Genomic DNA, 23,968 nt, shown 5'->3' on the forward strand with positions numbered 1-23,968 from the left:
CCGGCCACCGGGATAATCCTTGTGGCCCGGCAGGATGAGGGTGGGCAGATTTTCCGTGCCCGGGCGCGACGTGACCAGACCACGTCACCACGGTGGGGGTGAGGTCACTGTGCGCCCGGGGGTGAGCTCACTGTGCGCCTGTCGGGGTGGAGTGGGCGTGGAGGGAGGACAGGGAGGCCAGCAGGGTCTTCGTGTACTCGTGCTCCGGGGCCTCGAAGACGCGATCGGCGTCCCCGTACTCCACGGCCGCCCCGTCCTTCATCACCAGGATCTCGTGGCTGAGGTGGTGGATGACGCCGAGGTCGTGGGAGATGAACAGGTAGGTGGTCCCCAGGGTCTCCTGCAGTTCCGCCAGCAGATCCAGCACCTGGGCCTGCACCGAGACGTCCAGGGCCGAGACGGCCTCGTCCAGCACCACCACCTTCGGCTCGGGCGCCAGCGCCCGGGCGATCGAGAGCCGCTGCCGCTGCCCGCCGGACAGGCGCAACGGATGTTTGGCCAGATGCTCCGGCGCCAGCCCGACCACCCGCGCCAGCCCCGCGGCCCGCTCGGTCTGTTCCGCCCGGTGGGCCCGCCACGCCCGCGCCGAGGCGAACAGCCCCGGCACGGTGCCGGCACCGCCGTCCAGGGCGTCCGTGAGGATCCGCTCGCCGGTCCAGCGCGGGTCGAAGGAGCTCAGCGGGTCCTGGTAGACCACGGTGACCTCGCGCCGCCGGTCCCGCCGCCCGGCCACGGACAGCGCGCTCCACGGCGCCCCGTCCAGCAGTACGGTGCCGGCGTCCGGGGCGATGAGACCCAGCGCCATCGACGCCGTGGTCGACTTGCCCGAACCGGACTCCCCCACGATCCCCAGCGTCCGGCCCGCGTACACGTCGAAGGACACCTCCCGCACCACCGCGCGGTCCCGGCCGTCCGGCCCCCGGTAGGACTTCGTCAGCCCGCGCGCGGAGAGCACCGCGGGCCGGTGGACCCGAGGCCCGACGACGGCCGGAACCTGCCGCTGGGACGTCCCGGTCGACGTCGTGCCCGGGGTGTCTGCAGCCCGCGCCGCCGCCCGGGCCCGGCCGTCCTCGGTCAGGTATTCGCCCCGGGTGTGCCCCGACGGCACGGCATCCAAGAGCTGGCGGGTGTAGGGGTGCTGCGGGTCCTGCAGCACGGCTGCAACGGTGCCCGATTCCACGATCCGGCCGCCCTGCATCACGAGCACGCGGTCGGCCAGGCGGCCCACCACGGAGAAGTCGTGGCTGATCAGCAGGATCGCGGTGCCGTCCGCCTTGCGCTGGGCCAGCAGGTCCAGCACCTGGGCCTGCACGGTGACGTCCAAGGCGGTGGTGGGCTCGTCGGCGACCACGAGCGGCGGGTGGTTGGCGATGGCCGAGGCGATCAGGGCGCGCTGTCGCAGCCCGCCGGAGAGCTGGTCGGGCCGCTGGCCGGCCACCAGCCCCGGCTCCGGGACGCCGACCTCCGCCAGCAGCCGCTCCACCCGTGCGGTCCTCTCAGCGCGGTCCCGCACGCCGTGCACCCGCAGGGACTCGCCGATCTCGGCGCCCACCGGACGCAGCGGGTCGAGGGAGACGAGGGCGTCCTGGAGGATGAAGCCGATCTGCGTGCCGCGGATCCGGCTCCACTCGCGGTCCCGCAGCGAGCCGACGTCACGGCCGAAGACGGTGGCGGTGGTGGCCTGAACGTGGGAGTTCGGCCCGGTGAGGCCGATCAGGGTGCGGGCCGTGACTGATTTTCCGGAGCCGGACTCGCCGATCACGGCCACGCACTCGCCCGGGTGGATGTCCAGCGAGACGTCGTGCACCACCTGGCTGCGCCGACCGTGGGCGTCGGAGAACCAGACGTCGAGGTGTTCCAGCCGGGCCAGTGGCTGGGGACCGGAGGCCGGGGCCGGCGTGACGGGCGCCGTGGCGGCAGGGGCTGCAGGGTCGACAGGGGCAGCAGGGGCAACAGTGTCGAGAGTGGTGGTCAGGGTGTTCATCAGCGGTCTCCTTCAAGGGTGGACTCCACGTACTTTCCCAGCGAGGTGGCGGTCAGGGCGGTGGCCAGCACGGCGAGCCCCGGGATGATCTCCAACCACCAAGCGGCGGTGATGTAGGGACGGCCCGCCTCCAGCAGCGCGCCCCATTCCGGGGCGGGCGGGGCCACGCCGAAGCCGAGAAAGGCCAGCCCGGAGGCCCAGACGATCGACTGCCCGATGCCCAGGGCCAGCACCGCCAGCAGCGGCCTCAGGGCGTTGGGCAGCACGTGCCGGGTGAGGATCCGCCCCGGGTGCTGGCCCAGGGCACGGGCCGCCTGCACGTAGCCGGAACGGTGCACGGACATCACCTGGGCCCGGACCATGCGGGCATAGCCGGGGGCGATCCCCAGCCCGACGGCGAACACCAGCGTCGGCACGGACGGCCCGTAGACGGCGATGAACACCATGGCCAGCAGCAGGATCGGGAAGGCGAAGAGCACCTCGATCGCCCGGCCGATCACGGCGTCCGCCCAGCGCCCCCCGAGGGCCGCCCAGGAGCCGAACACCACGGCCAGCCCCACCCCGACGCCGGTGGCCCCGAGGCCGATCAGCAGGGACTGACCGGTGCCGTGCACGATCCGCGAGTACAGGTCCCGGCCGGACTGGTCCGTGCCGAACCAGTGCTGAGGGCTCGGCGGGGCCAGGGGCGCGTCCAGGTTGATGGTCCGCGGGTCGGCGGTGGCCAGCAGGGAGGGGGCGAGGGACGCGATGAGCAGCAGGACCGCGAACACCCCCGCGAGCCAGACCGTGACGGGAACGCCGCGCAACGCTGCGGCACGGCGGGTGGGGCCCGACGGCGGCCCGGCCGGGTCCTCCGGAAAGGTGCCGGTCTCCGGGAGGGGCACGGCCCGGGGGAAGGCGACGCGGCCGGCGTCGTGGGTGGGGGCCGTTGACGTGCTCATGCTGGCTCCTTCAGGCGGGGGTCGACGAGGGTGTAGGCGGTGTCCACCACGAGGTTGGTGATCACGTAGATCACGGCCACGAGCATCACCACCCCGCAGACCACCGGCAGGTCCCGGCCGTTGACGGCGGTGACGAGGACCCGGCCGAGGCCGGGGCGGGCGAAGACGTTCTCGGCGATCACGGCGGCGGAGAACTGGGCGCCCACGGCCCAGCCCGTCAGGGACAGACCCGGTAGCAGCGAGTGGCGCAGCACGTGGCGGATCCGCACCCCGGAATCGGAGAGGCCCCGGGCCCGGGCGGTGAGGACGAAGGGTTCGTCCAGGGCCCGCTCGAACTCGGTACGCATCACCTGGGCCAGGAAGCCGGCCAGCGGGATGCCCAGGGTCAGCGCGGGCAGGACCAGTCCGGCCGGCCCGCTGCCGGAGACTACGGGGAAGATCCCGAGCCACAGGGCGAAGACCACCAGCAGGATGATGCCCAGCCAGTACTGCGGCAGGGCGGCCGCGGCGGCCTCCAGACCCGAGAAGAGCCGGGAGACCCAGGGCGTGCGCCGGGCCGTGAGCACCAGCAGCACCAGGGCCAGGGCCCAGGCGACGGCCAGGGCCGTGAAGGTCAGGATGACGGTGGGGGCGATCTGGTCCCCGATCACCGTGGTCACCGGCTGGTACAGGGTGTAGGAGATCCCCAGGTCCCCGCGCAGCAGCCCGCCGAGGAAGTCCAGGTACTGGATCGCCAGGGGGTCCTCGAAGCCGAACATCGCGTTGATCGGCGCCAGCTCCTCCGGCGTGCGCTCCTGGACCTGGCCGGTCTGCTGGTTCAGCAGGAGCGTGGCGCGGTCCCCGGGCAGCAGGGTCTGGATGAGGAACGTGATGGTGGCGGCGGCCCACACCACGATCACGGCTCCGAGGATGGTCTTGAGCGTTCGTTGCAGCACGGTTCACTCCTCGTTCTCTGTGGGGAAGGTGGGGAAGCCCTCCGAGGCGTCCCGGGCGGCCTCCGAGGTGAAGGCGGCGTCGTGGAAGACCGGTCCACCCTGGGCGGGTTCGAGCCAGATCCCGGTGACGTCCCCGGACACCGCCAGGGTGTTGGTCTGGGCGTAGAGCCCGATCGCCGGGGCCAGCTCGCTGAGCCGGTACTGCGCCGCCGAGAACCGCTCGGTGACCAGCTCGGGGGTCGGCACCTGCAGGGCGGACTGGATGGTCTCGAACACCTGCGGGTCGTTGAGGAAGGTCGTGTTGGCCCCGTTGGGGGATTCGTCGGTGGAGGGCCGGAAGTTGATGTTCAGGATCCCGGCGTGCGGGCTCGTCCAGTAGCCGACCTGGGCGTCATAGCTGTCCGGCGTGGAGAAGGCGCCCCCGAAGAACTCGGAGGGTGTGCCCGGGCGCAGCACGAGGTCGAAGCCGGCGGACCGGGCCTGCTCCTGGAGGTTCTGGATCACGGTGTTGCCGTCCGGGGTGATGATGCTGTTCAGCCCGTAGACCACCTTCGCGGTCAGCCGCTGGCCGTCCCGGGTGCGCGTGCCGTCCGCGTCCCGGCCCGTCCACCCGGCCTCGTCCAGCAGGGCGTTGGCCCGGTCCAGGTCGAAGGGGTACTCGGTGGCGGCGTCCTCGTCATAGTCAGGGGTCGATTGGGACAGGTAGCCGCTGGGCTCGAACGGGACCGTGCCCAGGAACGCCGACTCCACGTTGGCCTGGCGGTCCGTGGCGAGGCTCAGCGCCTGGCGGACCGCCTGGTCCGTGAAGATGCCCTGCTGGGTGTTCAGGTTCACCACCACGGGGCGGCCCGGGGTGATGTACTGCGTGAAGTCGAACTCCTGCCGGGCCTGGGCGATGTTCACGGCGGGCACCTCCCCGATCGCATCCATCTCACCGGAGAGCAGCGAGCCGTAGCGCGAGGTGTTGTCCGGGACGATGTTCCACCGGACGCCGGCCACGTGGGCCGGGCCCTGGTGCCGTGCGTTCTGAGGCGCCCAGTCGTAGTCCTCGTTGCGCTGGAACTCGATGTACTCCCCGCGCCGCCAGTCCTTGACCGTGAAGGGACCGGAGCCGATGGGTTCGGTGCAGTTCTCCTCGGCTGTCCGGGTCTGAAGGGCTGTGGGTGACTGCAGGCCGAAGTAGGACTGGGAGAGGGTCGAGAGGAACGGGGCGAACGGGGCGGAGAGGTGGATCCGGACGGTCTGCCCGTCCACCGCCTCGGAGTGGTCGTAGAACCCGCCCAGGTGAGCCGCCGCCGTGCCGTTGCCGCCGTCCAACCAGTAGTCGAAGTTGTAGGCCACGGCTTCCGCGTCCAGGGGCGTGCCGTCCGTGAACGTGACGTCGTCCCGCAGCTCCAGCGTCCAGACCTTCTGGTCCGCCGAGACCTCCCAGCCGGTCGCGATCCAGGGAACCACCGAGCCGTCCTCCGTGGCGGAGACCAGGTTGTCCAGCACCTGGCGGGCCGTGAAGTTCTCCTGGATCCACCCACCGAAGATGCAGTTGGGCTCCTGCAGGTGGCCGTACTCGATCACCCCGCCCCGGACGGGACCGGCGGAGGACCCGGCTGCGCCGGTCAGGGCGGCGGGTTCTGCTGCGGGGGTGCCCGAGCAGGCGGTCAGGGCCAGTGCCGACGCCGCGGCCAGGGCGAGGCCGGAGACCACGGTGCCGGGCCGGCGTCGTGCCCTGTCTTCGGGCGCGCTCGGGGAGGGTGGGGTGCTCATGGTGGTTCCTTTCACCCCGGGCACAGCGTGACCTCACCCCCGCTGTTGCGAGGCGGCTGGGTCACCCTGTGCCCGGGTGGGGTGGGTTCAGACCCCGGCGGGGACGGATTCCTCGAGGTCGGCGAAGGCCCCGCGGTACTGGGCCGCCGGGTGGGTGTGAGGCAGCCGGTCCCGGCCGAAGAGCTTCTGACGCAGGGTGCCCAGGGTGTATTCGGTCTGGGCCAGGCCGCGCTCACGCAGCACCGGCAGGACCTGGTCCGCGAACTCCTCGAAGGAACCCGGGATGACCCAGTTGATGACGTTGATGCCGTCCACACCGGCCGCCTGCCACTCCTGAAGGTGGTCGGCGATCTGCTCGGGGGTGCCGACGATGCGGTTGTTGCGGTGGCTGCGCCAGGCGATGTCCGCCACCACCGGCTCGCGGTCCGTGATGGCCTTGGACACCCACTCCGAGAAGCCGCGCTGGGTGTTGGTCTCGAGGTCCTTCAACGGGGTCTCCGGCGGGTAGACGCGGCCCTCCGGATCCACCAGCGCGGCATGGGCGAGGTAGCCGTCCACGGAGGCGTACTGCTCGTACTCGGCCAGCTTGCGCTGCGCCTCCTCCTCCGTCTCACCGATGACGAAGCTCAGGCCCTGGAAGAATTTGATGTCCTCCGGGGCGCGGCCGGCCTCCACCGCGCGGCGCCGGGTGTCCTCGATCTGTTGGCGGGCGATCTCCGGATTCGCGGCGATGATGAACACCGCCTCCGCGTTGCGGGCGGCGAAGTCCCGGCCCGAGGCAGAGGACCCGGCCTGGTACAGCAGCGGGGTGCGCTGCGGGGACGGGGGCGGCAGGTGCGGGCCTTCCACCGAGTAGCGCTGGCCCACGTGGTTGATCTTGTGGACCTTGGCCGGGTCCGAGTACCGGGAGCCGTCCCGGTCCTTGACCACCGCGTCCTCGTCCCAGGAGCCCTCCCAGAGCTTGTACGTGACATCCACGTACTCCGCCGCCCAGGCGTAGCGCTCGGCGTGGTCCGTCAGCCGGGGCAGGCCGAAGTTGCGCGAGCCGTTGTCCTGGGTACCGGTCACGATGTTCCAGGCGATGCGGCCGCCCGAGATGTGATCCAGCGTGGACAGCTGCCGGGCGAACTGGAACGGGTGGGACTGGAACACGTTCGAGGTGGTCGCCAGGCCGATGTGCTCGGTGGACACGGCCAGCGCGCCGAGCAACACGGTCGGGTCGTTGGAGGGGATCTGCAGTCCTTCGTTGACGTAGACGGAGTAATCCGCGTCCGCGTCCCCGTAGTGGCCCACCACGTCCGCGAAGAACATGGCGTCGAACTTCGCGGCCTCGAGGGTCTGGGCCAGGTTGATCCACGTGTTGACGTCCGTGAACTCGGTCTGGCCGGCATCCGGGCGGCGCCACTGGCCGTGGTGGATGTGGCTGGTGGTGTTCATGACGAAGGCGTTGAAGTGCAGGGGCTGGGGGCTGTGATGGGTGCTCATGGTCTCTCCTGGAAGTCTTGGTGATTCGGTGATCCGGGCGATCCGGTGATCCGGGTGGTTCTAGGACGCGGCGGGGGCGGAGCCCACACGGTAGGAGCGCTCCGGCCCGGTGCCGTTGACCTCCCAGTCACCGAGCAGCCGGGCCCGGTAGATCAGCGGGTTGTGGTTGGCCAGCACCCGGGCATTGCGCCAGTGCCGGTCCAGCCGTTTCGTCTGGCTCAGGGCGGAGGCCCCGCCCACCTCGAACAGCTGGGTGGCGGCGGCCAGCACGGTCTTCGCGATGACCTGCTGGGCCTGGTAGACGCGGACGTACAGCTCGTCCACGTCCTGCTCCGGCAGCTGTGCGCCCGCCGTCAGCGCGGCCTCCCGCTCGAGGATGCCGCCGAGGGCGGTGACGACGGAGTCGAACGCGGCCCGCGCGCCGAAGGCGGCGGCGGAGAGCTCCCCCACCACCTGCAGCACCTGGGCGTCCTCGCGCGGCAGCTCGGCGGCACCGTGGCTGAAGGAGCGGCGCCGACCGCGCACGTAGTCCGCCCCGTCCCGCACGATCGCCTCGCCGATGCCGGTCAGGGCCGCCAGGTGCAGGAACTGCCAGCTGGCCTGGCCGGTGGCCACGCGGGTGCCGTCATCCAGTCCCCCGGCGTAGACCTCCTCGGCCGCCACCGGGGTGTCCTCGAACACCGTGGTGCCGGAGGCGGTCAGCTGCTGTCCGAAGCCGTCCCAGTCGTCCAGCAGGGTCACCCCCGCCGCGTCCACGGGCACCGTGGCGGCGATCTCCTCGCCCGCGGCGTCCACCGCGGCCACGATGATCCAGTCCGCGTACAGGGTGCCCGTGGAGTAGTACTTGGTCCCGTTCAGCCGCCAGGTCCCGTCCCCATCCTGGACCAGGGTGGTGGTCCCCTGGCCCACGGCGTTGTTGATCTCCGTGACGGCATTCCCGACGACGGCCCCCTCGCCGAGGCGGCGCAGCCACCTCTCCTTCAGGGCCGGGTCCGGGTGACCCAGCACGTTCTCCTGGTTGATCAGGTGCGCCCGCAGCGCCTGGACGAGGTTCGAGTCCGCCGCGGCCAGCTGAAGGATCAGCGGTGCCTGCTCGGCGAAGGTGAGCCCGGCTCCCCCGTACTCCACCGGGACCCGCAGGGCGGTGAACCCGGCCGCTGCCAGGGCCCGGACGGCGCCCCGGTCGATGAGGCGGTCCGCCTCGCGTGGGGCGGCGCTGGCCGCGATCTCGGCGAATACCGGGGCGAGGCGTTCCCGGGCGGCCCGGTAGGCGGCGGAGCCCCAGCCGGTGCCGCGGGAGGTGCCGGCGTCGGTGGTCCGGGTGGTCAGGGTGGTGGCAGTCATCATGCTCCTGGGGTGGTTGCAGTCGAGTTGCGGGCGGTGGAGTGGAACGGCGGGATGGTCCCGTTGAGACGGAAGGCGCCGATGGCCTGGGTGCGGTAGATCAACGGGGTGTGGCTGGCGACGGTGCGGGCGTTGAGCCAGTGCTGGTGCAGCTGCTTCGAGGCGTCCGTGGCCGAGGCCCCGCCGGTCTCGAAGATCTGGTTGGTGGCGTCCAGGATCAGCTCGGACACGACGAGCGAGGCCTCGGACAGGGCGATGTTGGCGCGGGTGTGGGCCTGGACGACCACGGGGTCCTCCAGGTCGGTGTGCCCGCGGACCTGGCGGTAGGACTCCTCCACCACGGCCGCCGCGCCGCGCACGATCTGCCGGGCGGCGGAGACCTTGGCGGAGACGGAGCCGACGACCTGGTGCACCAGCGGGTCCACCGCGGGTGTCTCGGCCGTCGCATGGTCATAGGTCCGACGCCGACCCCTCACGAAGGCGGTGATCTCCCCCACGGCGGTGGTCCCGATGCCGGCCTGGGTGGCTGTCAGCACGATCCACAGCACCGTGTACGCCAGGACGCCGGTGGGCACGTTGAACTCCTGGGTGCGCTGGGCACGTACGGGGACGTGGTCGAACGTGGTGGTGCCGGAGGCGGTGAGCCGTTGACCGAAGCCGTTCCAGTCGTCGATCCGCTGCACGCCGGGATCCCGGGCGTCGACGATCGCGAAGATCGGCCCTGCCTCTTCCTGGTCTGTGTCCTGTCCGGGCCGCACGGAGGAGACCAACAGGTAGTCGGCGAAGATCGCCCCGGTGGAGTAGAACTTGTCCCCGGTGAGCCGGGCGACCTCCGTGGTGCCGGTGGCGGCGGCCGCCTGCACGGTGTCCTGATCGGCGTCGATCCATTGCACGGGGCGCCGGCCCGTGGACGGCGGCAGCTCCACGAGGGCGTTGCCGAAGATCGAGCCCGCGGCCACCTCGGCCAGCCACCACTCGGAGACGGCGCCCTGGGACTCGTTCTCGTGTTGCTCGGTGAACATGAAGTGCCCGTGCAGGGCCTGCGGCAGGTTGGGGTCCGCGGCGGCCAGGTCCACCAGCAGATCGGCGAACTGGGGCAGGCTCGCCCCGATGCCTCCGTACTCGCGGCCCAGCCGGACCCGGGTGAAGCCCGCACCGCGCAGGTACTCGATGGCCGCGAACGCCAGCTCGTGGTCCAACTCGCGCTGGGCGGCCCCCGCCGCGACGGCCGCGAAGACCGGGGCGAAGTGTGCGGCGAGCTGGGCATCGGTGGGTCCGGAGGGTGCGGTGGCCGCGCGCAGCTCCTCGAACGTGGGCAGCTGCCCGGCCGGGCCGGCGTCGGAGCTGGGGTTGGAGGTGGGATTGGTGGTGGGGTGGGTGGTGGTTCCGGTGCTGGTGGTGTCCGGCATGGGGGATCCCTGTCATCCATGGCACACCGGAGACGAGCGGTCCGGAGCATGGCGTCGCCAAGACCCTCAGGTCCGGGAACGCTGTCGCGGTGGTGCCGTACTTGCCCCGCGGCGGTCGCCGGGAGGCCGAATCATCACCTGGAGCACCCCACTACGGGAGAGGGTTGCCGTCCGGCCAGCCAGGGCTTCGCACCGGATCTCGTGATTCCACGGTCAACACTATGGAGGTGGGCGGGGCCGGCCAATCATGACGTCATGAACCGTGGTCCGCCGTCATCTACCCGGCTCGAGGTGCCGGTTCGGCCCCGGCACGGCACCCATTGTCCCTGTATGACGGGGGATGACGCGCCCGATCAGGTCCGGGGCGTCAGGCGTCGAGTGCCCGAACGCAACGGGCAGGGGCCGTGAGCCGGTAGCTGGCCTCGAGCCATTCGGCCACCTCGGCCCACCCCTCCTCCCCGGTCTCGCCCTCCTCCCCCGTCTCGCCCGCCCCGCCCGCGTCCGCTTCCGGGTCCGATTCCGGGTCCAGGAGCGAGAGGTCGAGCGCGAACCACCCCTTCACGCCGAGATAGGCGGGGCGGAAGGCACGGGGGTCCTGCTCCAGGAAGTCGACGTCAGCCGGCTCCGGTTTCACGATCACGGCCCGGGGGTACTGGAGGTAGCCCGCCCAGTCGTCACCGGCCTCCCCGCCGGGCGGAAGTTCCACACCGTCCCGTACGGCCCGCTCCGCCTGAACCGAGGCCCCGTAGTACGCGAAGACCTTGGTGGTGAAGAACGCCGGCCGGCCGTGGGAGACCTTCATCCGGGCCTCGGGGAGGGCCAGCGCCAAGGCGCGGACGCGCTGGAAGTGGAGGTCGCCGTCGTCGTACATCTGGGGGTGGACCATGTCCACCAGTCTCACCGGCCGCGGGACCAGATGTCAGGAGTTGTAGGCGGGTTCTGCCTTCTTGACCCGGCCGATGACCCACATGGTCACCGGGGAGAGGACGATCTCCACGACGGACTTGAAGACGAAGCCCACGAGCACGTAGTTGAGGAAGGTCGGCAGGTCCGTGATGCCGATGACGCCGGCGGCGATGGAGCAGAAGACCAGCGTGTCCAGGAACTCGCCCACCAGGGTGGAGGCGGCGAGCCGGCCGAAGAGCAGCTTCTCCCCGGAGCGCCGCTTCATCCGGACCATCAGCCAGGAGTTGGCGAGCTGGCCGATCAAAAAGCCCAGCAGGGAGGCCAGCACGATCAACGGCACGGGGGTCAGGGTGCGCACGAGTGCGTCCTGGCCGTCGTACCACACGGCACCGGGCAGGGCGATGATGATCCAGAAGCAGGCCGCCGCGAAGATCGAGAGCGCGAAGGTGGTCACGATCGCCCGGCGGGAGGCCTTGAACCCGTAGACCTCGGAGACCACATCCCCCACGATGTAGGCCAGCGGGAAGAGGAAGAAGCCGCCGTCCGTGACGATCGGTCCGAACATGACGCCCTTGGAAGCACCGAGGTTGGACAGGATGAGCACCGCGGCCATGACGGCCGTGAAGATCGCGTACAGGCCGGTGCCGGTGGGGGCGAAACGGGGGGCGGACGGGGCAGGGGCAGCGTGGTTCACGTCAAGTCCTCGGGTGGTGGTTCGCGGGGTTCACGCGCGCCTGCTGCCCCAGGTGGCGTCCGAACAACCCCCTATTCTTCCATACCCCCGGCGGAACTACTGGACGATCATGTCCTTGAGGTCGGGCTCGGCATCGATGAAGTCGTACCTGACGGCGAGCTGGCCGATCGCGTGGAGCTGGTCTTCGCGGATCTCACCACCGAGCTGGTCCAGCTTGAGGGCCATGGCGGCCTCCTCGGGCAGGTTCAGGAACTCCGGCAGCAGCTTCTTGGCCTCGTCGTTGTTCTCCTCCGCGGCCGCCAGCGCCTCCGTGATGGCCTCCTGGAACTGTTCGACCGTCTCGGGGTTCTCCTCGGCGAAGGCGCCGGAGGTGAAGGTGACCATGGTGGGCATGCCCTCGATGGAGTCGCGGAACGAGTAGCCGAGCAGTTCGTTGTCTGAGTCCTCCAGCGCCTTGGTCAGGAAGGGCTCCGGGATCCAGATCGCGTCCGTGTTGCCCTGCTCCAGCTGGGCGGGCATGTCCTGGAAGGGCATCTCGGCGAACTTCACGTCTGCCGGGTCCGAGCCACCCTGTTCCGCCAGATCCATCAGCGTGAGGTCTCCGAGGGTCCGCAGCGCGTTGATGGAGGTGGTCTTGCCGGCCAGGTCACCGTAGTCCTTGATCCCGGCGTCCACGCGGGTGACCACCCCGGAGGTGTCCTCCCCCTCGTCCGCGGAGTTGCAGTACCCGGCCACGATCTTCATGTCCAGGCCTTGGTCCACGGCGGTGAGGACGGACAGGGGATTGCCTACCCCGAAGTCCATCTGCCCGTTGGACACGGCCGGCAGCATGGCGGCGCCAGCATTGGCCAGGGCGATCTCCACCTCGAGGCCGTGCTTCTCGAAGATGCCCTCCTGGATCCCGTATTCCACGGCGATCGACGCCGCCAGGGGAACCAGGCCGACAGTCACCTGCGTCAGCCCACCCTCCGCTGCGGCAGGGCCGCCTGATACCGAGGTGTCCCCGGTGCCGGAGGGCGCTCCCGAGGAGCAGGCGGTCAGGGCCAGGCCGGCAGCGGCGAGAACAGACACGGCGGTGAGATGACGAGGTCTCATGACGACTCCTGCGATTGTGAAATGGGTCACTCATCGAATGAATACCTATGACCGTAGCCATAGCGCGCCAAACTGTCTATAATTTTGTTGACAATCTTGTTCAACATCCGTCCCACCGCATCCCGTTCCATCCTCCGTTCCCTCACCATCCGAGCAGCACCGCGTCTGACAGGAGCACATCCATGACCGAGCGCATCCGCGACATCGCCCACCTCTCCACGGTGGAGCTGTACACCCCGAAGTTCGAGGAGTCCCTCTGGTTCTTCAAGGACCTGCTCGCCATGCGCGAGGTGGGCCGCACCACGGAGAACGGGGCGGAGTCCGCCTACCTGCACTGCTGGGATGACTACGAGTCGTACTCCATCAAGCTCACCTCCAAGGAGCATGCCGGCGTCGGCCGCGTCGCCTGGCGCGCCCAGAGCCCCGAGGCCCTCGAGCGCGTGGTGGCCCGGATCGAGGCCACCGGCCTGGGCGAGGGCTGGGTGGACGGGGAGATGGGTCGCGGCCGCACCTTCCGGTACCGCAACCCGGACCAGCACCTGATGGAGGTCTACTTCGACACCGCCTGGTACGAGGCGGACGACTCGGACCGCCCGGCCCTGAAGAACCAGGCCGCGAAGTTCCCCGGTTTCGGCGCCAACGCCCGCCGCCTGGACCACATCAACTACCTGACCTCGGACATGGCCGCCGTCTGCGAGTTCACCGAGAACGTGATGGGCGGCTACACCACCGAGTTCATCCAGCTCGATGACGGCGACGTGGGCGGCCACTGGTTCACCTTCGGCCAGAAGTCCTATGACATGGTCTACTCCGACGACTGGACGGGCACCCCCGGGCGCCTGCACCACCTCGCCTTCGCCTCGGACACCCGCGAGGACATCCTCAAGGCCGCGGACATCTTCCTGGAGAACGGCGTCTTCATCGAGTACGGCCCCTACAAGCACGCCATCCAGCAGGGCTTCTTCCTCTATGTCTGGGAGCCGGGCGGCAACCGGATCGAGCTGGCCAACCAGGGCTCCCGCCTGATCCTGGCACCGGACTGGAAGCCGATCCCGTGGTCCCAGGGCGAACGCTCCAAGGGCCAGGCCTGGGGCATGAAGACCATCCCGACCTTCCATACCCACGGCACCCCGGTCGTCGAGGACTCGGACGCCACCGCGAACCCGCACGGCTGACCCCTCCCACCCCTCCCCCATCACGGCCGCGCCAGTCGTCGAGAATCGCCGAGCGAATCGACAGGTGGCGCGGCCGTGTTGACTGGTGACGTCCGCGTAGGCTCGGCGCATGCCCCAGAACTTCGGATGGTCCGCCGACGCTCCCCCGCCCCTCGCGGCCTCCCCGTGGTTCGCCGCCGCCTCGGCCGCGGCCATCGGCGGGCTGAGCCTCATCGAGCCCCGCGGCCTGGGCTCCGGTGCCAAGGCCGCCTACCGGATCACGACGGCGGCGCTCACCGGCGCGTACACCGCCGCCACCCTGCCCCCTGGGACGACGGCGGGCATGCCCGCGCGCTACACGGACGGGCCACGTGGGCAGTTCATCCCCCTGGCGACCATCGGGCGCGGCTCCGCCGCGCTGGCTACCGGTGGCCTCGCCCTCGGCCTGGCCGAGCCGCTCGAGGCACTGGACGCCCGTCTCACGGACTGGCTCACCGAGCGCGGGGTGAGCCGACCGCGGTGGTGGCTGGCCGGCGTCGGGGTGGCGATGGTGGCGGCGGGCTGGGCCTCCGATCGGGCTGAGGCCCGCGGCCTGCAGCGCACCGTCTTGCAGCACGCGGGGGCGCCCGGCGAGGACGGCGGCCACGGCCCCGTTGACCCCGCCATCGCGGCCATCCTGGACGCGCTGCTGAAGCCCGGCATCCCCGGGGCCGAGGCCCTGCGGATCCAGCTGGAGACGGTGGAGCAGCAGGATGTGGACGCCGGGTTCATGACGGACGCCTACCTGGTCGTCCACCCTGATACCCCGCGCGTCACCCCGCGCACGCAGGTTTGGCCCGTCAAAGCCCGATTCCAGCGCGGCAATGCGCTGTTCGAGATCGAGCTGCAGATCCATGAGGGCCGGGTGGAATCGCTGTCCCTCATGCTGGCCGACGAGATGTACGGGCCGGACAGCGAGGTCGACCACGTCGCGGCGATCAGCGCCCTCACCGCCTGGCCGGAGACTGAAGAGCTCGAGTTCGTCGCCGAGTCGGCCGATCCCCTGTCCTGACGCCCTGAGCCTCGCGAAACCCATCACGGCCGGGCCAACTGTCGATTCGCTCGGCGATTCTCGACGACTGGCGCGGCCGTGATGCGGGTGGAAGGGAGTCAGAAACCGATCTCGGCGCGCTGCCTCGTCTCGTCGGCGTGCTTCGCCTCGGCCTTGACCAGCACCTCGGCCGCACGCCCCCACGGGACCACCGCGACGCCGTCGTCATCTCCCAGCACCAGGTCACCGGGGTGCACCACCACGGTCCCGACGGCGGCGGCGAGGCCGGCCTGGAACGGTCCGTTGCGATAGGGTCCGGCCGGCGTGGTCCCGCGGGCGAAGACGGGAAAGCGCATCTCCTCGAGGTCCCCGGCGTCCCGGACACTGGCGTCCAGCACGAAGCCGACGCAGCCGCGGGCCATGGCCCGGCCGGCGATCAGCTCGCCGATCAGCGCGCGGTGGGTGGCTGCCTGGCCATTGACCACCAGCACGTCGCCGGATGTCAGGGTGGGGATGACCTCGTGGATGCCGAGGTTGTCCCCACCGGCCACGGTCACCGGCACAGCTCGGCCGGCCATGCGAATCCCGGCGGAGGGCCAGACGGACTGGATGGCGGTGTCCACCACGTTCAGCCGGTCCATGGCGTCGCCGACGTTGGCCACCGGCAGGGCGGCGAAACGCTCGATCAGCTCCGCCTCGGACAGTTCCTTCGGTTCGCTCGGCTCACTCACAGGGTGCCGACCACGTTCGGGACGATGCGCATGAAGGCCTCGGCCTGGCGGATCTCCTTGTTGCCGGTGACCTTGCGGGCGTGGTTGCCGCGGTGCTCGGCGCGCTCGGCGTAGTAACTCTGCAGGTAGGCCTGCGCCTTCATCTCCGCCATGGCGGCCTTCTTCTGCTCGAAGACCGGGGTGATGTCCACGAAGACGGAGGGGATGAAGCCGCACAGCTCGGGCTGGTGGGGCTCGAAGACCAAGAACTCGCTCGGCGGGGCCGTCTTGAACCCGGACTCCACGCCGGCGCCGGAGGTCATCAGGCGGGCCTTCTGGGTCATCTCGTAGGCTACCGGGTGGTCAGGGTTGAAGGGGTCCTTATCCGGGTGGGTCAGCACCACCGTCGGGGCGAAGTCCCGCATCAGCTCGGCCAGACGCTCGATGTCCGAGTGGTCGTTGACCAGCGGGTAGTCGCCCAGGTCGAAGGCCTCGAAGGAGGCGCCCAGGTGCTGCGAGGCGCGCTCGGCCTCACCGTGGCGGATCTTCTTGACGTTCTCCTCGGTCTGGCCCTCTTCCTGCCACAGCACGCCGGACTCGCCGCGCTCACCGTAGGTTAGCGCGACGACCTTAGCCTCGCCCCCAGCCTTCACGAAGGTGGCGATGATGCCGGCCGCACGCCAGACGAAGTCGGCGGAGTGGGCGCCGACCACCAGCAGGCGGCCGGAGGAACGGTCAAGGGCGGGGATGGAGCTCATCGGTGGGGTCCTTTCGGGACAGGGGTGGGGGAAAATCTCTCAGCGCAGGTGCGCCGGGGCATCCGGCAGGGGTTCCGCCCCGGCCAGGTGCCGCGAGTTGTGCACGGTCATCAGCCGGATCTCGGCCTCGGTGTACCCCGCGGCCAGCATCAGGTCGGCCACGATGCCGAGGCCGTCCTCCACGGGCGGGTTGAAGGGCTGGCCCAAGTCGGTGGAGATCACGGAGTGTTCCACGCCGGCCCCGCGGATGTTCGCATGCCAGGTCTCCCAGGAGACCTTTCCGGTCAGGGGCGTGGTCAGGCAGCGTTCCAGGAAGACCCCCTGCTCGGCGAGCGCGCGCTGGGAGTCGAGCCCCATCCGCTGGGAGGTGAACTCGGGGTGGGTGACGATGATCTTCTCCACCCCGGCCGCCCGCGCCGCCGGGATGAGCGCCGAGGACTCGTCCGTGTGCAGGTGGCCGGTGGCCAGGATCATCGAGTGCTTCGCCATCACCTGCAGCACCTGGGCGGTGGCCCGGGTGGGCGTGCCGTCGGGCTGCAGGACCTGCACCGACTCGGCCTTCATGCCGGCATCCTCCAGGTCCTGCTGCAGCCGGGCCCACATCGGCGGGGTGGCCCCCTCGGGTTCCTCGGCCAGGCAGGAGCGCTGGTTCTCCGAGTCCACGGTGGGGAACCAGACGATCTTCGCCCCGCCGCGGCCGGCGATCTCCACGGCCACGGGGTTCATGCCTCCCACGGAGGCGTTCAGGGTGATGGCCCCCAGGGCCGCCACCTCGGGAACCACCGCGCGGACGTGTTCGGCGCGCTCCGCCGTCGGGACATAGTGGGATTTGATGACGAACCCGGCCAGGCCCAGGTCCCGGAAGCGGACCGCCAGATCGAGGTCGCTGATCCGCCGTTTCATCACGTCCGGGGCCACGTGCACGTGGAGGTCGTAGGCGCCTTTCACGAGGTCCCGGGCGCGGGCGGAGGGCACCGGGTGGACCTGCTGCTCAGTCATACCTCCAGCGTAGACAATGGCGCGCACGATTGCCACCAAAATTGTTGACAATCTAACTCCCTATCGACAGAGTGGTCACCCGTGAACCAGTTCACACCCCTGTGCACCCCCGTGACCAGATCCTGAGAGAGGCTGTGTTCCTTGTCCTCGACCCTTTCCTCCACCCCCTCCACCCCCGCCAGCGCCGCACCACCGAGCGGCCCCGTGGCCCCGACCCCCGCGGAGCAGCGCAAGGTCCTCGGTGCCAGCTTCATGGGTACCGCCATCGAGTGGTACGACTTCTTCATCTACGGCTCCGCCGCCGCCCTGATCTTCGGGCCCCAGTTCTTCCCCAGCGAGGATCCGATCTCCGGCACCCTGGCGGCCTTCGCCACCTTCGCCGTGGGCTTCATCGCCCGTCCCATCGGTGGTCTGGCGGCCGGCCACTTCGGTGACCAGATCGGCCGGAAGAAGATGCTGCTGATCACCATGGTCGTGATGGGCGGTGCCACGGTGGGCATCGGCCTGCTGCCGAACTTCGCCACCATCGGCGTCTGGGCGCCGATCCTGCTGGTGGTCCTGCGCTTCGTCCAGGGCCTGGGCGTGGGTGGCGAATGGGGCGGTGCCGTCCTGATGGCCGTCGAATACGCGCCGCGCAACCGCCGGGCGCTGTTCGGCGCGTTCCCGCAGATGGGCCTGCCGGTCGGCATCATCGTCTCCAACCTGGTGTTCATCGTGGTGACGGCCACCCTGGCCCCCGAGGCGTTCCAGGCCTGGGGATGGCGGGTGCCGTTCCTGCTCTCGGCGCTGCTGATCGTCGTGGCCCTCTACCTGCGGTTCAAGGTCGAGGACTCCCCGGTCTTCCAGCAGACCCAGGAGCAGGACGAGGTGCACCGCTTCCCGCTCGGTGAGCTGCTGCGCCACCACGGCGGGACCACGGTGCTGGCCGGCCTGGCCTCTGCCGCCTCGCCGGCCATCGGCTACCTGTACTCGGTGTACATGCTGGCCTACGGCACGGAGGCGCTCGGGTTGCCCCAGCCGACCATGCTGTGGCTGATCGTCGGCGGAGCCGTGATCCACCTGGTCACCGTGCTGCTGGGGGCGCTCCTGGCAGATCGATTCCAACAGAAGTCCGTCTTCGTGGCCGGTGCGGCCCTGGTGGTGGTGGGCGCGTTCCCCTTCTTCTGGCTGGTGGACACGGCCCAGCCGGTGCTCATCCTGCTCGGGTTCGCCGTGGTGCTGCTGGCTCAGTCCCTGATGGCCGGCCCGCAGGCTGCCCTCGTGGCGGAGCTCTTCCCGGCCAACATCCGGTACTCGGGTGCCTCCACGGCCTACCAGATCGGTTCGATCGTGGGCGGCGGCTTCGCCCCGCTCATCGCCACCAGCCTGTACGCGAGCTTCGGCGCGTCCTGGCCGATCTCGCTGTACGTGCTGGCCCTGGGCGTACTGGCCCTGGTGACCATCCTGCCGTTGCGGACCGGCCGCTTCGATGCCTCCTGGGAGAGCTCGCGGTAGTGGAGGACCCGCGTTCCATGCAGCGGAAAGGCACCGCGGCAGCCCTCCGGTTGGGGGCGACAATTGACCGGAGCAGTACCAGCGATCCCCACCCGACCGGAGAAACCATGAGCACCCAACCCCTCGACGATCTACGCCAGACCCTCGCCGCGGACGGCTACATCCTGACCATCGATGAGTCCGGTGACAGGATGGACGCCCGGATCAGCGCCGAGGACGGAGTCTGCGGCGACTGCCTCGTGCCGAAGAACCTCATGGCGCTGATGATCTCCAACGCCACCGGCGCCACCGCCGACTCCATCGACCTCACCTACCCCACGGAGATCGGCGACGACGGCCAGCTCCTCTGAGCGCGTACGACACCGACCGCGTACGTCACCAGCACAGCCCCAGAGCAACAGGGCAACAGACAGGGCCCCGGAACCATGATGGTTCCGGGGCCCTGTCCGTCTCGCACCCTCCGGCCCGGGAGCACCCGCGGGCCGGAGGAGATCTTCACGGCGTCGTTCTCACAGCGCTCACTGCTCCATCCAGACCCGGTCGTACAGCACTCCCGAGTTGACCACGAGGGCCGGGATCGGGCGCACGGTGCAAGGGTGCGTCTCGGAGACCTTGGCTCCGAGACGCACCGCCCACACCACGCGTAGGGTGGCGCAGAATGCCTGATCAGTCCAGTTCGGTGTACCCGAGGCCCTGAGTCAACAGCAGGTTCTGGGCGTCATTGACCGGGTAGACGCCTGCCAGGTCTTCGTCGAAGAGGAAGTACTGACGGTTCTCCATGTACCCCCAGGTGGGGACGTCTTCAGCCCAGAGCCGCGCCACCTCCTGCCAGGCCGCAACCCGTTCGGTCTCAACTGGAGTGGTCTGAGCCGTCTCGATGAGCGAATCCATCTCCTCACTGGCGTAGCCGGTGATGTTGGTGGCACCCTCCGAATGGAACCAATCCACGAACAACGGTGCGGGATCGTAGAACCGCTGACCGCCCGGGTAGGCATTGATGTTGAAGTCCCGGTTCTGGAAGATCGTCGTGTAAGCCTCTTCGTAGGTGATCACGTCAACCGTGACGTCGAACCCTTCCACCTCATTCAGCCGGGAGGCCAGGTACTCCGCAGTGGTCTGGTCGTTACCGGGGCTGGCCGTGATCGAGAAGGTCAACGGGTTGTCCTGATCCTCACACTCCTTGACTTCCTCAGCCGCCGCCTCAAGGTCATAACCAGGGAAAGCGATGGTCTCATCGTAGAACTCCGAGTCCTCGGTGAAGATGGTCTCGAGCGGCACTGACATGAGTTCAGACTGGCTAAGAGCCTCGGAAATGGCCACCGGGTCAAGGGCATGGGAGAACGCCCTGCGAGCACAGACCTTGTCGAAGGGTGCCTTCTGCTGATTGAACTGGAGCGAGAACCCTCCGCTAGGGCGCCGCAACTGCACGCCAAGTCCACCGGCCAGGGCATCATCCACGGCGGTTGAGGTCCAACCGTTGTCAGTCAGCTGGTATTCGCCGGCAATCAAGGAGTCGACCACGGTTGCCGTGTTGGAGGCGGTAATAAATGAGATCTTGTCCAAGTGAGGCTGCCCCTCGGTGTGGAAGGTCTCATTTTTGACCAGATGAAGCTCGTTGGCCGAGCGGTTCCAGGAGTCGACCGTGAACGGGCCGGCCCCGACTGGATCGTCGCCGTATTCCTCCCCCGCTTCTTCCACCGCGGTCGGCGAGGGCACGAAGCCAAGACCAGTCGCCACAGTTCGATCGAAGTCACAGTTGTTTTGATCCAGCGTGATGGTCATCGTCTGATCGTCGACCACCTCGAAGGTAACTCCTTCGAGTTTCGTTGCCTGCGGAGACGCAGTGTCAGGATCCTGTACTCGCAACCAGTGCGCCTCGACCGCCGCTGCGTCCAGCGGTGTTCCGTCCGCGAAATCGACACCGTCCTTGAGCGTCATGTCCCAGACCCCGCAAGTGTCGTCCTTCGGCTCTAGAGCCTCGCCGATGGACCCCATCACGGTGTTGGTGTCCGAGTCGACGTAGAACAGGGTGTCGTAAATGGCCTGGAGAAATCCTCCCTGTGAACCGAAGTTCGGAGTCTGCATACGGGCCGGATCCAATGAGAAGATGCCCTGCGTGATGAGGACCTTAACCTCCCCGCCGTCAATGATCCCCTCTTCGCTCATACCAGCGGTGGCCAGCTCCGCATCGGGTTCACCGTTTGCCGCGCCATCGTCGACGCCGCCTCCTGAGCCACCGCAGGCCGAGAGCGTCAAGGCTCCCGCCGTCAGCGCGGCCATGAGGCCAACCCAACGACCTCTCTGTGTGGAACGCATGATCATTGCCCCTTTCAAGGGATTGGCAGGTGCCCGAGGGTGGGCCATTCGAATGTATGAGTATGTGTGACCCAGATCACCGCGACTTCCGAGTCGCGGAAGCCCTTCGGGTCGAGAGCAATGAAACCCGCTCCGCGTCAGGCCTAGAACTGCTGAACGCCCATGCGCTCACGCAACGTCGAACCGGTGTAGTCGTGCTGAAAGTACCCCCGCTCCTGCAGTTCGGGGACTAGTAGTTCAAGCATGGCGTTCATGCCCACTGGAACACTCGGCGGATTCAGGTTGAAACCGTCACAAGCCCGCCCGTCGAACCATTCAATGAGGTTCTCGGCGATCGCGCCCGGGGTACCGACCATCCAGCGGTGCCCCATGGCCCTGCTCAACTCAGTGATGAGCTCTCCGAGCGTGTGCTCCAGCGCGTAGTCGCGATACACCCTCCACCTGTCCATACGGCGAGGACCATCCACCATGCGCTCTGGCGGTATACGATCCGTCAGCTCGAGGTCGTCGATCTGTACATCCATCATCTTCTCGACCGTCCGCCGCCCGGAGTCGATACGGATGTAGGACGCCAGCTCATCAGAGAGCTCCTGTGCTTCCTTGTCAGTGCGTCCAACGATCGGCATGATGCCGGGCAGGAGCTTCACGTGCTCGGCACTTCGCCCCTTGGCCTCCACCCGTCGCTTGTAGTCCCGATAGAAGACCTTCGAGCGCTCCTGATCCGACTGCATGGTGTAGATGACATCCGCCACCGAGGACCCCAGGTCGATACCTGCCTCAGACTGGCCGGCCTGGACTAGCAGGGGGCGCCCCTGAGCAGGACGGGGGATATTAAGCGGCCCTTCGACCTGGAAGTGCTCACCACGGTGGTTGATCCGATGGATCCGCTCCGGATCCGCCCAGAGTCCACGCTCGCGATCCGAGATGATGGCGTCCCGATCCCAGCTGTCCCACAGTTTGGTGGCGACTTCCACGAATTCGCCGGCCCGGCGATAGCGCGCTTCCGGGTCCGGCATCTCCTCAAGACCATAATTCCGCGCACCAGTGAAGGAGGTGACGATGTTCCAACCGATCCGCCCCTTCGACAGGTTGTCCAGGGTGGCGAACTGGCGGGCCACGGTGTAAGGCTCGCTGAAGGTCGTAGATGCCGTACCAATCAATCCAATATGACTTGTCCTCGCAGCCAAGGCACCGAGAGTGGCCACTGGTTCATAAACGGTGACCCCTCGGTTGTCCCCGCCCAGCAGTGGCCCACCATCAGCACTGTCGGCAAAGAACACCGCGTGGAGCTTGGAACGCTCGGCGGCCAGCGTCATATCTGTGATCATATCCAGGCCACCGACCTCGTCAGCGCGGCTGTCCGGTGAGCGCCAGGCATCGTTCTGATAGCCAAACGCCAGCATGAACATTGTCAGGACCATCTGTCCGCGTGATTCCATGCAGTATCTTCTCCTGGTCAGGATGCCGGCGGACCGCGTGCGCGCCCGCAGCAAATGAATGAGCTCAAACGTTGACTAACGGGATGCAGGACGCTCCAAGCCCATGCTTTCCCGCAGGGTGTCTCCGGAATACTCGGTGCGGAAATAGCCACGTTCTTGGAGGTATGGAACCAGCAGATTGAGCATGGCGTGCATTCCCTCAGGCACGGACGGGGGATCCAAATTGAATCCATCCGAGATTCCGGCGTCGAACCAGGAGATCATCTCCTCAGCGACTTCTTCGACAGATCCCACGAGGATTCGATGACCTCCGGAGCGGGCAAAGCCAATGATGAGCTCGCGAAGCGTCATCTTCTCCTCGACGGCCATTCTGCGCATGATGGCCGCGCGGGAGCTGTTGCCTCGGCTGTTGTCAAAGCGCTCGGCCGGGATCACGTCGTCCAAGTCCAATCCACTGGTGTCGACTCCGCTGGCACTCTCGTAGCGGCGACGGCCGGCTTCCATATCAATGTATGAAGCGAGTTCGCGAGACATCTCCTCGGCTTCCGCGCGGGTAGAAGCCACGATGGGGACCACACCAGGCAAAACCTTGACGGCTTCTCTGCGCCGACCTGCCCGCTGGGCCGCGTCCCGCACGCGGCGAGTGAACGACTCCGCCTCCTGCCGGTTCGACTGGGCCGTATAGATGACATCGGCCGTCTCGCCACCGAGTTTCACACCCGGATCTGACTGCCCTGCTTGGAACAGCACCGGATGCCCCTGGGGCGGGCGTGGCATATTGAGGGCTCCGGCGACTTTGAAGAACTCCCCGGAGTGGTTGATGTCATGGATGCTCTCGACCTTGGCCCATTGCCCTGACTCTCGGTCGTTGAGGATCGTGTCGTCCGTCCAGCTATCCCACAAAGCACGAACTACTTCTACGAATTCGGTAGCCTTCCGATACCGATCCCGGGGGTCGGGCATGGCCTCCAACCCATAGTTCTGGAACCCTCCGAAGAGTGACGTGACGATATTCCACCCGACCCGACCATCGCTGAGCAGGTCAAGGCCGGCAAACTGACGGGCTGCGTTATACGGCTCAGTGAAACTGGTCGAGAGGGAACCGACCAGACCGATCCGTTGGGTATGGCCGATGAGTGCCCCCATAGAGGAAATCGGTTCGTAGAGCCCTGTGTTCCGGATGTTATTGTCCCGGATCGTCACCACGTCCACGCTGTCTCCGAAGAAGACAGCATGGAGCTTTGCAGCCTCAGCAGCTTGGGCCATATCTCGCATGAGTGGCAGACGAGCCAGTTCCTCCGAGCGGCTTCCCGGCGCGCGCCAGCTGTCAATCTGAAACCCTGACGCCAACATGAACATTGTCAGAATCATCTTCTCTGGCCGTTCTGACATCTTTCCTCCACGTTCTTGCCGACGGTGCAGTGTTGCATTCAAGTGTCGGACCGTCTCATCAGACTAGTACCACATGTGATGATTTATCAAGCCTTGGGGGCGTTAAATCGCGTGATTTCGGG

20 protein-coding genes and 1 riboswitch are annotated in these 23,968 nt (G+C 68.3%); of the genes, 4 read left to right on the top strand and 16 right to left on the bottom strand.

Annotated elements, in window-relative coordinates; genetic code table 11:
- Nucleotides 1-127: 127 nt before the first annotated feature.
- The 10 genes from ACSU1G_RS04775 to ACSU1G_RS04820 form a co-directional block, all read right to left on the bottom strand.
- On the bottom strand, nucleotides 128-1,984 hold the full coding sequence (locus tag ACSU1G_RS04775) for a dipeptide ABC transporter ATP-binding protein (protein ID WP_439278775.1): 1,857 nt from the start codon (nucleotides 1,982-1,984) through the stop codon (nucleotides 128-130).
- The gene (locus ACSU1G_RS04780; protein ID WP_439278776.1) at nucleotides 1,984-2,925 is read right to left on the bottom strand and encodes an ABC transporter permease; all 942 of its coding nucleotides are present in this window, start codon (nucleotides 2,923-2,925) and stop codon (nucleotides 1,984-1,986) included. Before ACSU1G_RS04780 ends, ACSU1G_RS04775 begins: the two co-directional genes overlap by 1 nt.
- Nucleotides 2,922-3,860 (bottom strand): ABC transporter permease, encoded by a 939-nt coding sequence (locus tag ACSU1G_RS04785; protein ID WP_439278777.1) that lies wholly within the window; start codon nucleotides 3,858-3,860, stop codon nucleotides 2,922-2,924. The genes ACSU1G_RS04780 and ACSU1G_RS04785 overlap by 4 nt, the downstream gene beginning before the upstream one ends.
- Nucleotides 3,861-3,863: 3 nt before the next feature.
- The gene (locus ACSU1G_RS04790; RefSeq protein WP_439278778.1) at nucleotides 3,864-5,621 is read right to left on the bottom strand and encodes an ABC transporter substrate-binding protein; all 1,758 of its coding nucleotides are present in this window, start codon (nucleotides 5,619-5,621) and stop codon (nucleotides 3,864-3,866) included.
- 87 nt (nucleotides 5,622-5,708) lie between these two features.
- Nucleotides 5,709-7,106 carry an LLM class flavin-dependent oxidoreductase gene (locus ACSU1G_RS04795; RefSeq protein WP_439278779.1) on the bottom strand — a complete coding sequence of 466 codons (1,398 nt, stop codon included), beginning with the start codon at nucleotides 7,104-7,106 and terminating at the stop codon, nucleotides 5,709-5,711.
- A 60-nt stretch (nucleotides 7,107-7,166) separates the two neighbouring features.
- Nucleotides 7,167-8,450, bottom strand: coding sequence for an acyl-CoA dehydrogenase family protein (locus tag ACSU1G_RS04800; protein ID WP_439278780.1), 1,284 nt, complete (start codon nucleotides 8,448-8,450; stop codon nucleotides 7,167-7,169).
- Complete coding sequence (locus ACSU1G_RS04805; protein ID WP_439278781.1) at nucleotides 8,450-9,859, bottom strand: acyl-CoA dehydrogenase family protein; 1,410 nt, start codon at nucleotides 9,857-9,859, stop codon at nucleotides 8,450-8,452. The genes ACSU1G_RS04800 and ACSU1G_RS04805 overlap by 1 nt, the downstream gene beginning before the upstream one ends.
- A 92-nt stretch (nucleotides 9,860-9,951) precedes the next feature.
- Nucleotides 9,952-10,066, bottom strand: a riboswitch (SAM riboswitch).
- Nucleotides 10,067-10,226: 160 nt separating this feature from the next.
- Nucleotides 10,227-10,745: an MmcQ/YjbR family DNA-binding protein gene (locus ACSU1G_RS04810; RefSeq protein ID WP_439278782.1), complete on the bottom strand. Its 519-nt coding sequence runs from the start codon at nucleotides 10,743-10,745 to the stop codon at nucleotides 10,227-10,229.
- A gap of 33 nt (nucleotides 10,746-10,778) precedes the next feature.
- Nucleotides 10,779-11,459, bottom strand: coding sequence for a queuosine precursor transporter (locus ACSU1G_RS04815; protein ID WP_439278783.1), 681 nt, complete (start codon nucleotides 11,457-11,459; stop codon nucleotides 10,779-10,781).
- A gap of 96 nt (nucleotides 11,460-11,555) precedes the next feature.
- On the bottom strand, nucleotides 11,556-12,554 hold the full coding sequence (locus tag ACSU1G_RS04820) for an ABC transporter substrate-binding protein (protein WP_439278784.1): 999 nt from the start codon (nucleotides 12,552-12,554) through the stop codon (nucleotides 11,556-11,558).
- 182 nt (nucleotides 12,555-12,736) lie between these two features.
- On the opposite strand from ACSU1G_RS04820, the gene ACSU1G_RS04825 reads away from it, so the two are divergent.
- Entirely contained in the window at nucleotides 12,737-13,729 is a 993-nt protein-coding gene (locus ACSU1G_RS04825) for a VOC family protein (protein ID WP_439278785.1), read from the top strand.
- 109 nt (nucleotides 13,730-13,838) lie between these two features.
- The gene (locus ACSU1G_RS04830; protein WP_439278786.1) at nucleotides 13,839-14,759 is read left to right on the top strand and encodes a hypothetical protein; all 921 of its coding nucleotides are present in this window, start codon (nucleotides 13,839-13,841) and stop codon (nucleotides 14,757-14,759) included.
- Between the two features lie 98 nt (nucleotides 14,760-14,857).
- On the opposite strand, the gene ACSU1G_RS04835 is transcribed toward ACSU1G_RS04830, so the two are convergent.
- From ACSU1G_RS04835 to ACSU1G_RS04845, 3 genes are read right to left on the bottom strand one after another with little or no spacing between them, the layout of a single operon-like run.
- Nucleotides 14,858-15,469 (bottom strand): RraA family protein, encoded by a 612-nt coding sequence (locus ACSU1G_RS04835; protein ID WP_439278787.1) that lies wholly within the window; start codon nucleotides 15,467-15,469, stop codon nucleotides 14,858-14,860.
- A complete protein-coding gene (locus ACSU1G_RS04840) occupies nucleotides 15,466-16,206 on the bottom strand; it encodes a PIG-L deacetylase family protein (protein ID WP_439278788.1) in 741 nt (246 codons plus the stop codon). The genes ACSU1G_RS04835 and ACSU1G_RS04840 overlap by 4 nt, the downstream gene beginning before the upstream one ends.
- A gap of 39 nt (nucleotides 16,207-16,245) precedes the next feature.
- Nucleotides 16,246-17,205, bottom strand: coding sequence for a DUF6282 family protein (locus ACSU1G_RS04845; RefSeq protein WP_439278789.1), 960 nt, complete (start codon nucleotides 17,203-17,205; stop codon nucleotides 16,246-16,248).
- A 141-nt stretch (nucleotides 17,206-17,346) separates the two neighbouring features.
- Between ACSU1G_RS04845 and ACSU1G_RS04850 the strand changes: the two genes are divergently transcribed.
- Together ACSU1G_RS04850 and ACSU1G_RS04855 are read left to right on the top strand one after the other, a co-directional pair.
- Nucleotides 17,347-18,699 (top strand): MFS transporter, encoded by a 1,353-nt coding sequence (locus ACSU1G_RS04850; RefSeq protein ID WP_439278790.1) that lies wholly within the window; start codon nucleotides 17,347-17,349, stop codon nucleotides 18,697-18,699.
- A 107-nt stretch (nucleotides 18,700-18,806) separates the two neighbouring features.
- Nucleotides 18,807-19,049 carry a hypothetical protein gene (locus tag ACSU1G_RS04855; protein ID WP_439278791.1) on the top strand — a complete coding sequence of 81 codons (243 nt, stop codon included), beginning with the start codon at nucleotides 18,807-18,809 and terminating at the stop codon, nucleotides 19,047-19,049.
- Between the two features lie 316 nt (nucleotides 19,050-19,365).
- On the opposite strand, the gene ACSU1G_RS04860 is transcribed toward ACSU1G_RS04855, so the two are convergent.
- The 3 genes from ACSU1G_RS04860 to ACSU1G_RS04870 form a co-directional block, all read right to left on the bottom strand.
- Nucleotides 19,366-20,979, bottom strand: a complete 1,614-nt coding sequence (locus ACSU1G_RS04860) for an ABC transporter substrate-binding protein (protein WP_439278792.1) — start codon at nucleotides 20,977-20,979, stop codon at nucleotides 19,366-19,368.
- A 179-nt stretch (nucleotides 20,980-21,158) separates the two neighbouring features.
- Nucleotides 21,159-22,508 carry an NtaA/DmoA family FMN-dependent monooxygenase gene (locus ACSU1G_RS04865; protein ID WP_439278793.1) on the bottom strand — a complete coding sequence of 450 codons (1,350 nt, stop codon included), beginning with the start codon at nucleotides 22,506-22,508 and terminating at the stop codon, nucleotides 21,159-21,161.
- 21 nt (nucleotides 22,509-22,529) lie between these two features.
- On the bottom strand, nucleotides 22,530-23,846 hold the full coding sequence (locus ACSU1G_RS04870; protein WP_439278794.1) for an NtaA/DmoA family FMN-dependent monooxygenase: 1,317 nt from the start codon (nucleotides 23,844-23,846) through the stop codon (nucleotides 22,530-22,532).
- Nucleotides 23,847-23,968: the final 122 nt, after the last annotated feature.

Source organism: Microbacterium sp. A93, assembly GCF_051842835.1.

Coding starts and splice junctions, on each gene's coding strand:
- ACSU1G_RS04870 (WP_439278794.1), bottom strand. CDS start 23,846: ATGTCAGAACGGCCAGAGAAGATGATTCTGACAATGTTCATGTTGGCG.
- ACSU1G_RS04800 (WP_439278780.1), bottom strand. CDS start 8,450: ATGACTGCCACCACCCTGACCACCCGGACCACCGACGCCGGCACCTCC.
- ACSU1G_RS04775 (WP_439278775.1), bottom strand. CDS start 1,984: ATGAACACCCTGACCACCACTCTCGACACTGTTGCCCCTGCTGCCCCT.
- ACSU1G_RS04790 (WP_439278778.1), bottom strand. CDS start 5,621: ATGAGCACCCCACCCTCCCCGAGCGCGCCCGAAGACAGGGCACGACGC.
- ACSU1G_RS04845 (WP_439278789.1), bottom strand. CDS start 17,205: ATGACTGAGCAGCAGGTCCACCCGGTGCCCTCCGCCCGCGCCCGGGAC.
- ACSU1G_RS04825 (WP_439278785.1), top strand. CDS start 12,737: ATGACCGAGCGCATCCGCGACATCGCCCACCTCTCCACGGTGGAGCTG.
- ACSU1G_RS04780 (WP_439278776.1), bottom strand. CDS start 2,925: ATGAGCACGTCAACGGCCCCCACCCACGACGCCGGCCGCGTCGCCTTC.
- ACSU1G_RS04810 (WP_439278782.1), bottom strand. CDS start 10,745: ATGGTCCACCCCCAGATGTACGACGACGGCGACCTCCACTTCCAGCGC.
- ACSU1G_RS04840 (WP_439278788.1), bottom strand. CDS start 16,206: ATGAGCTCCATCCCCGCCCTTGACCGTTCCTCCGGCCGCCTGCTGGTG.
- ACSU1G_RS04855 (WP_439278791.1), top strand. CDS start 18,807: ATGAGCACCCAACCCCTCGACGATCTACGCCAGACCCTCGCCGCGGAC.
- ACSU1G_RS04795 (WP_439278779.1), bottom strand. CDS start 7,106: ATGAGCACCCATCACAGCCCCCAGCCCCTGCACTTCAACGCCTTCGTC.
- ACSU1G_RS04830 (WP_439278786.1), top strand. CDS start 13,839: ATGCCCCAGAACTTCGGATGGTCCGCCGACGCTCCCCCGCCCCTCGCG.
- ACSU1G_RS04805 (WP_439278781.1), bottom strand. CDS start 9,859: ATGCCGGACACCACCAGCACCGGAACCACCACCCACCCCACCACCAAT.
- ACSU1G_RS04820 (WP_439278784.1), bottom strand. CDS start 12,554: ATGAGACCTCGTCATCTCACCGCCGTGTCTGTTCTCGCCGCTGCCGGC.
- ACSU1G_RS04860 (WP_439278792.1), bottom strand. CDS start 20,979: ATGGCCGCGCTGACGGCGGGAGCCTTGACGCTCTCGGCCTGCGGTGGC.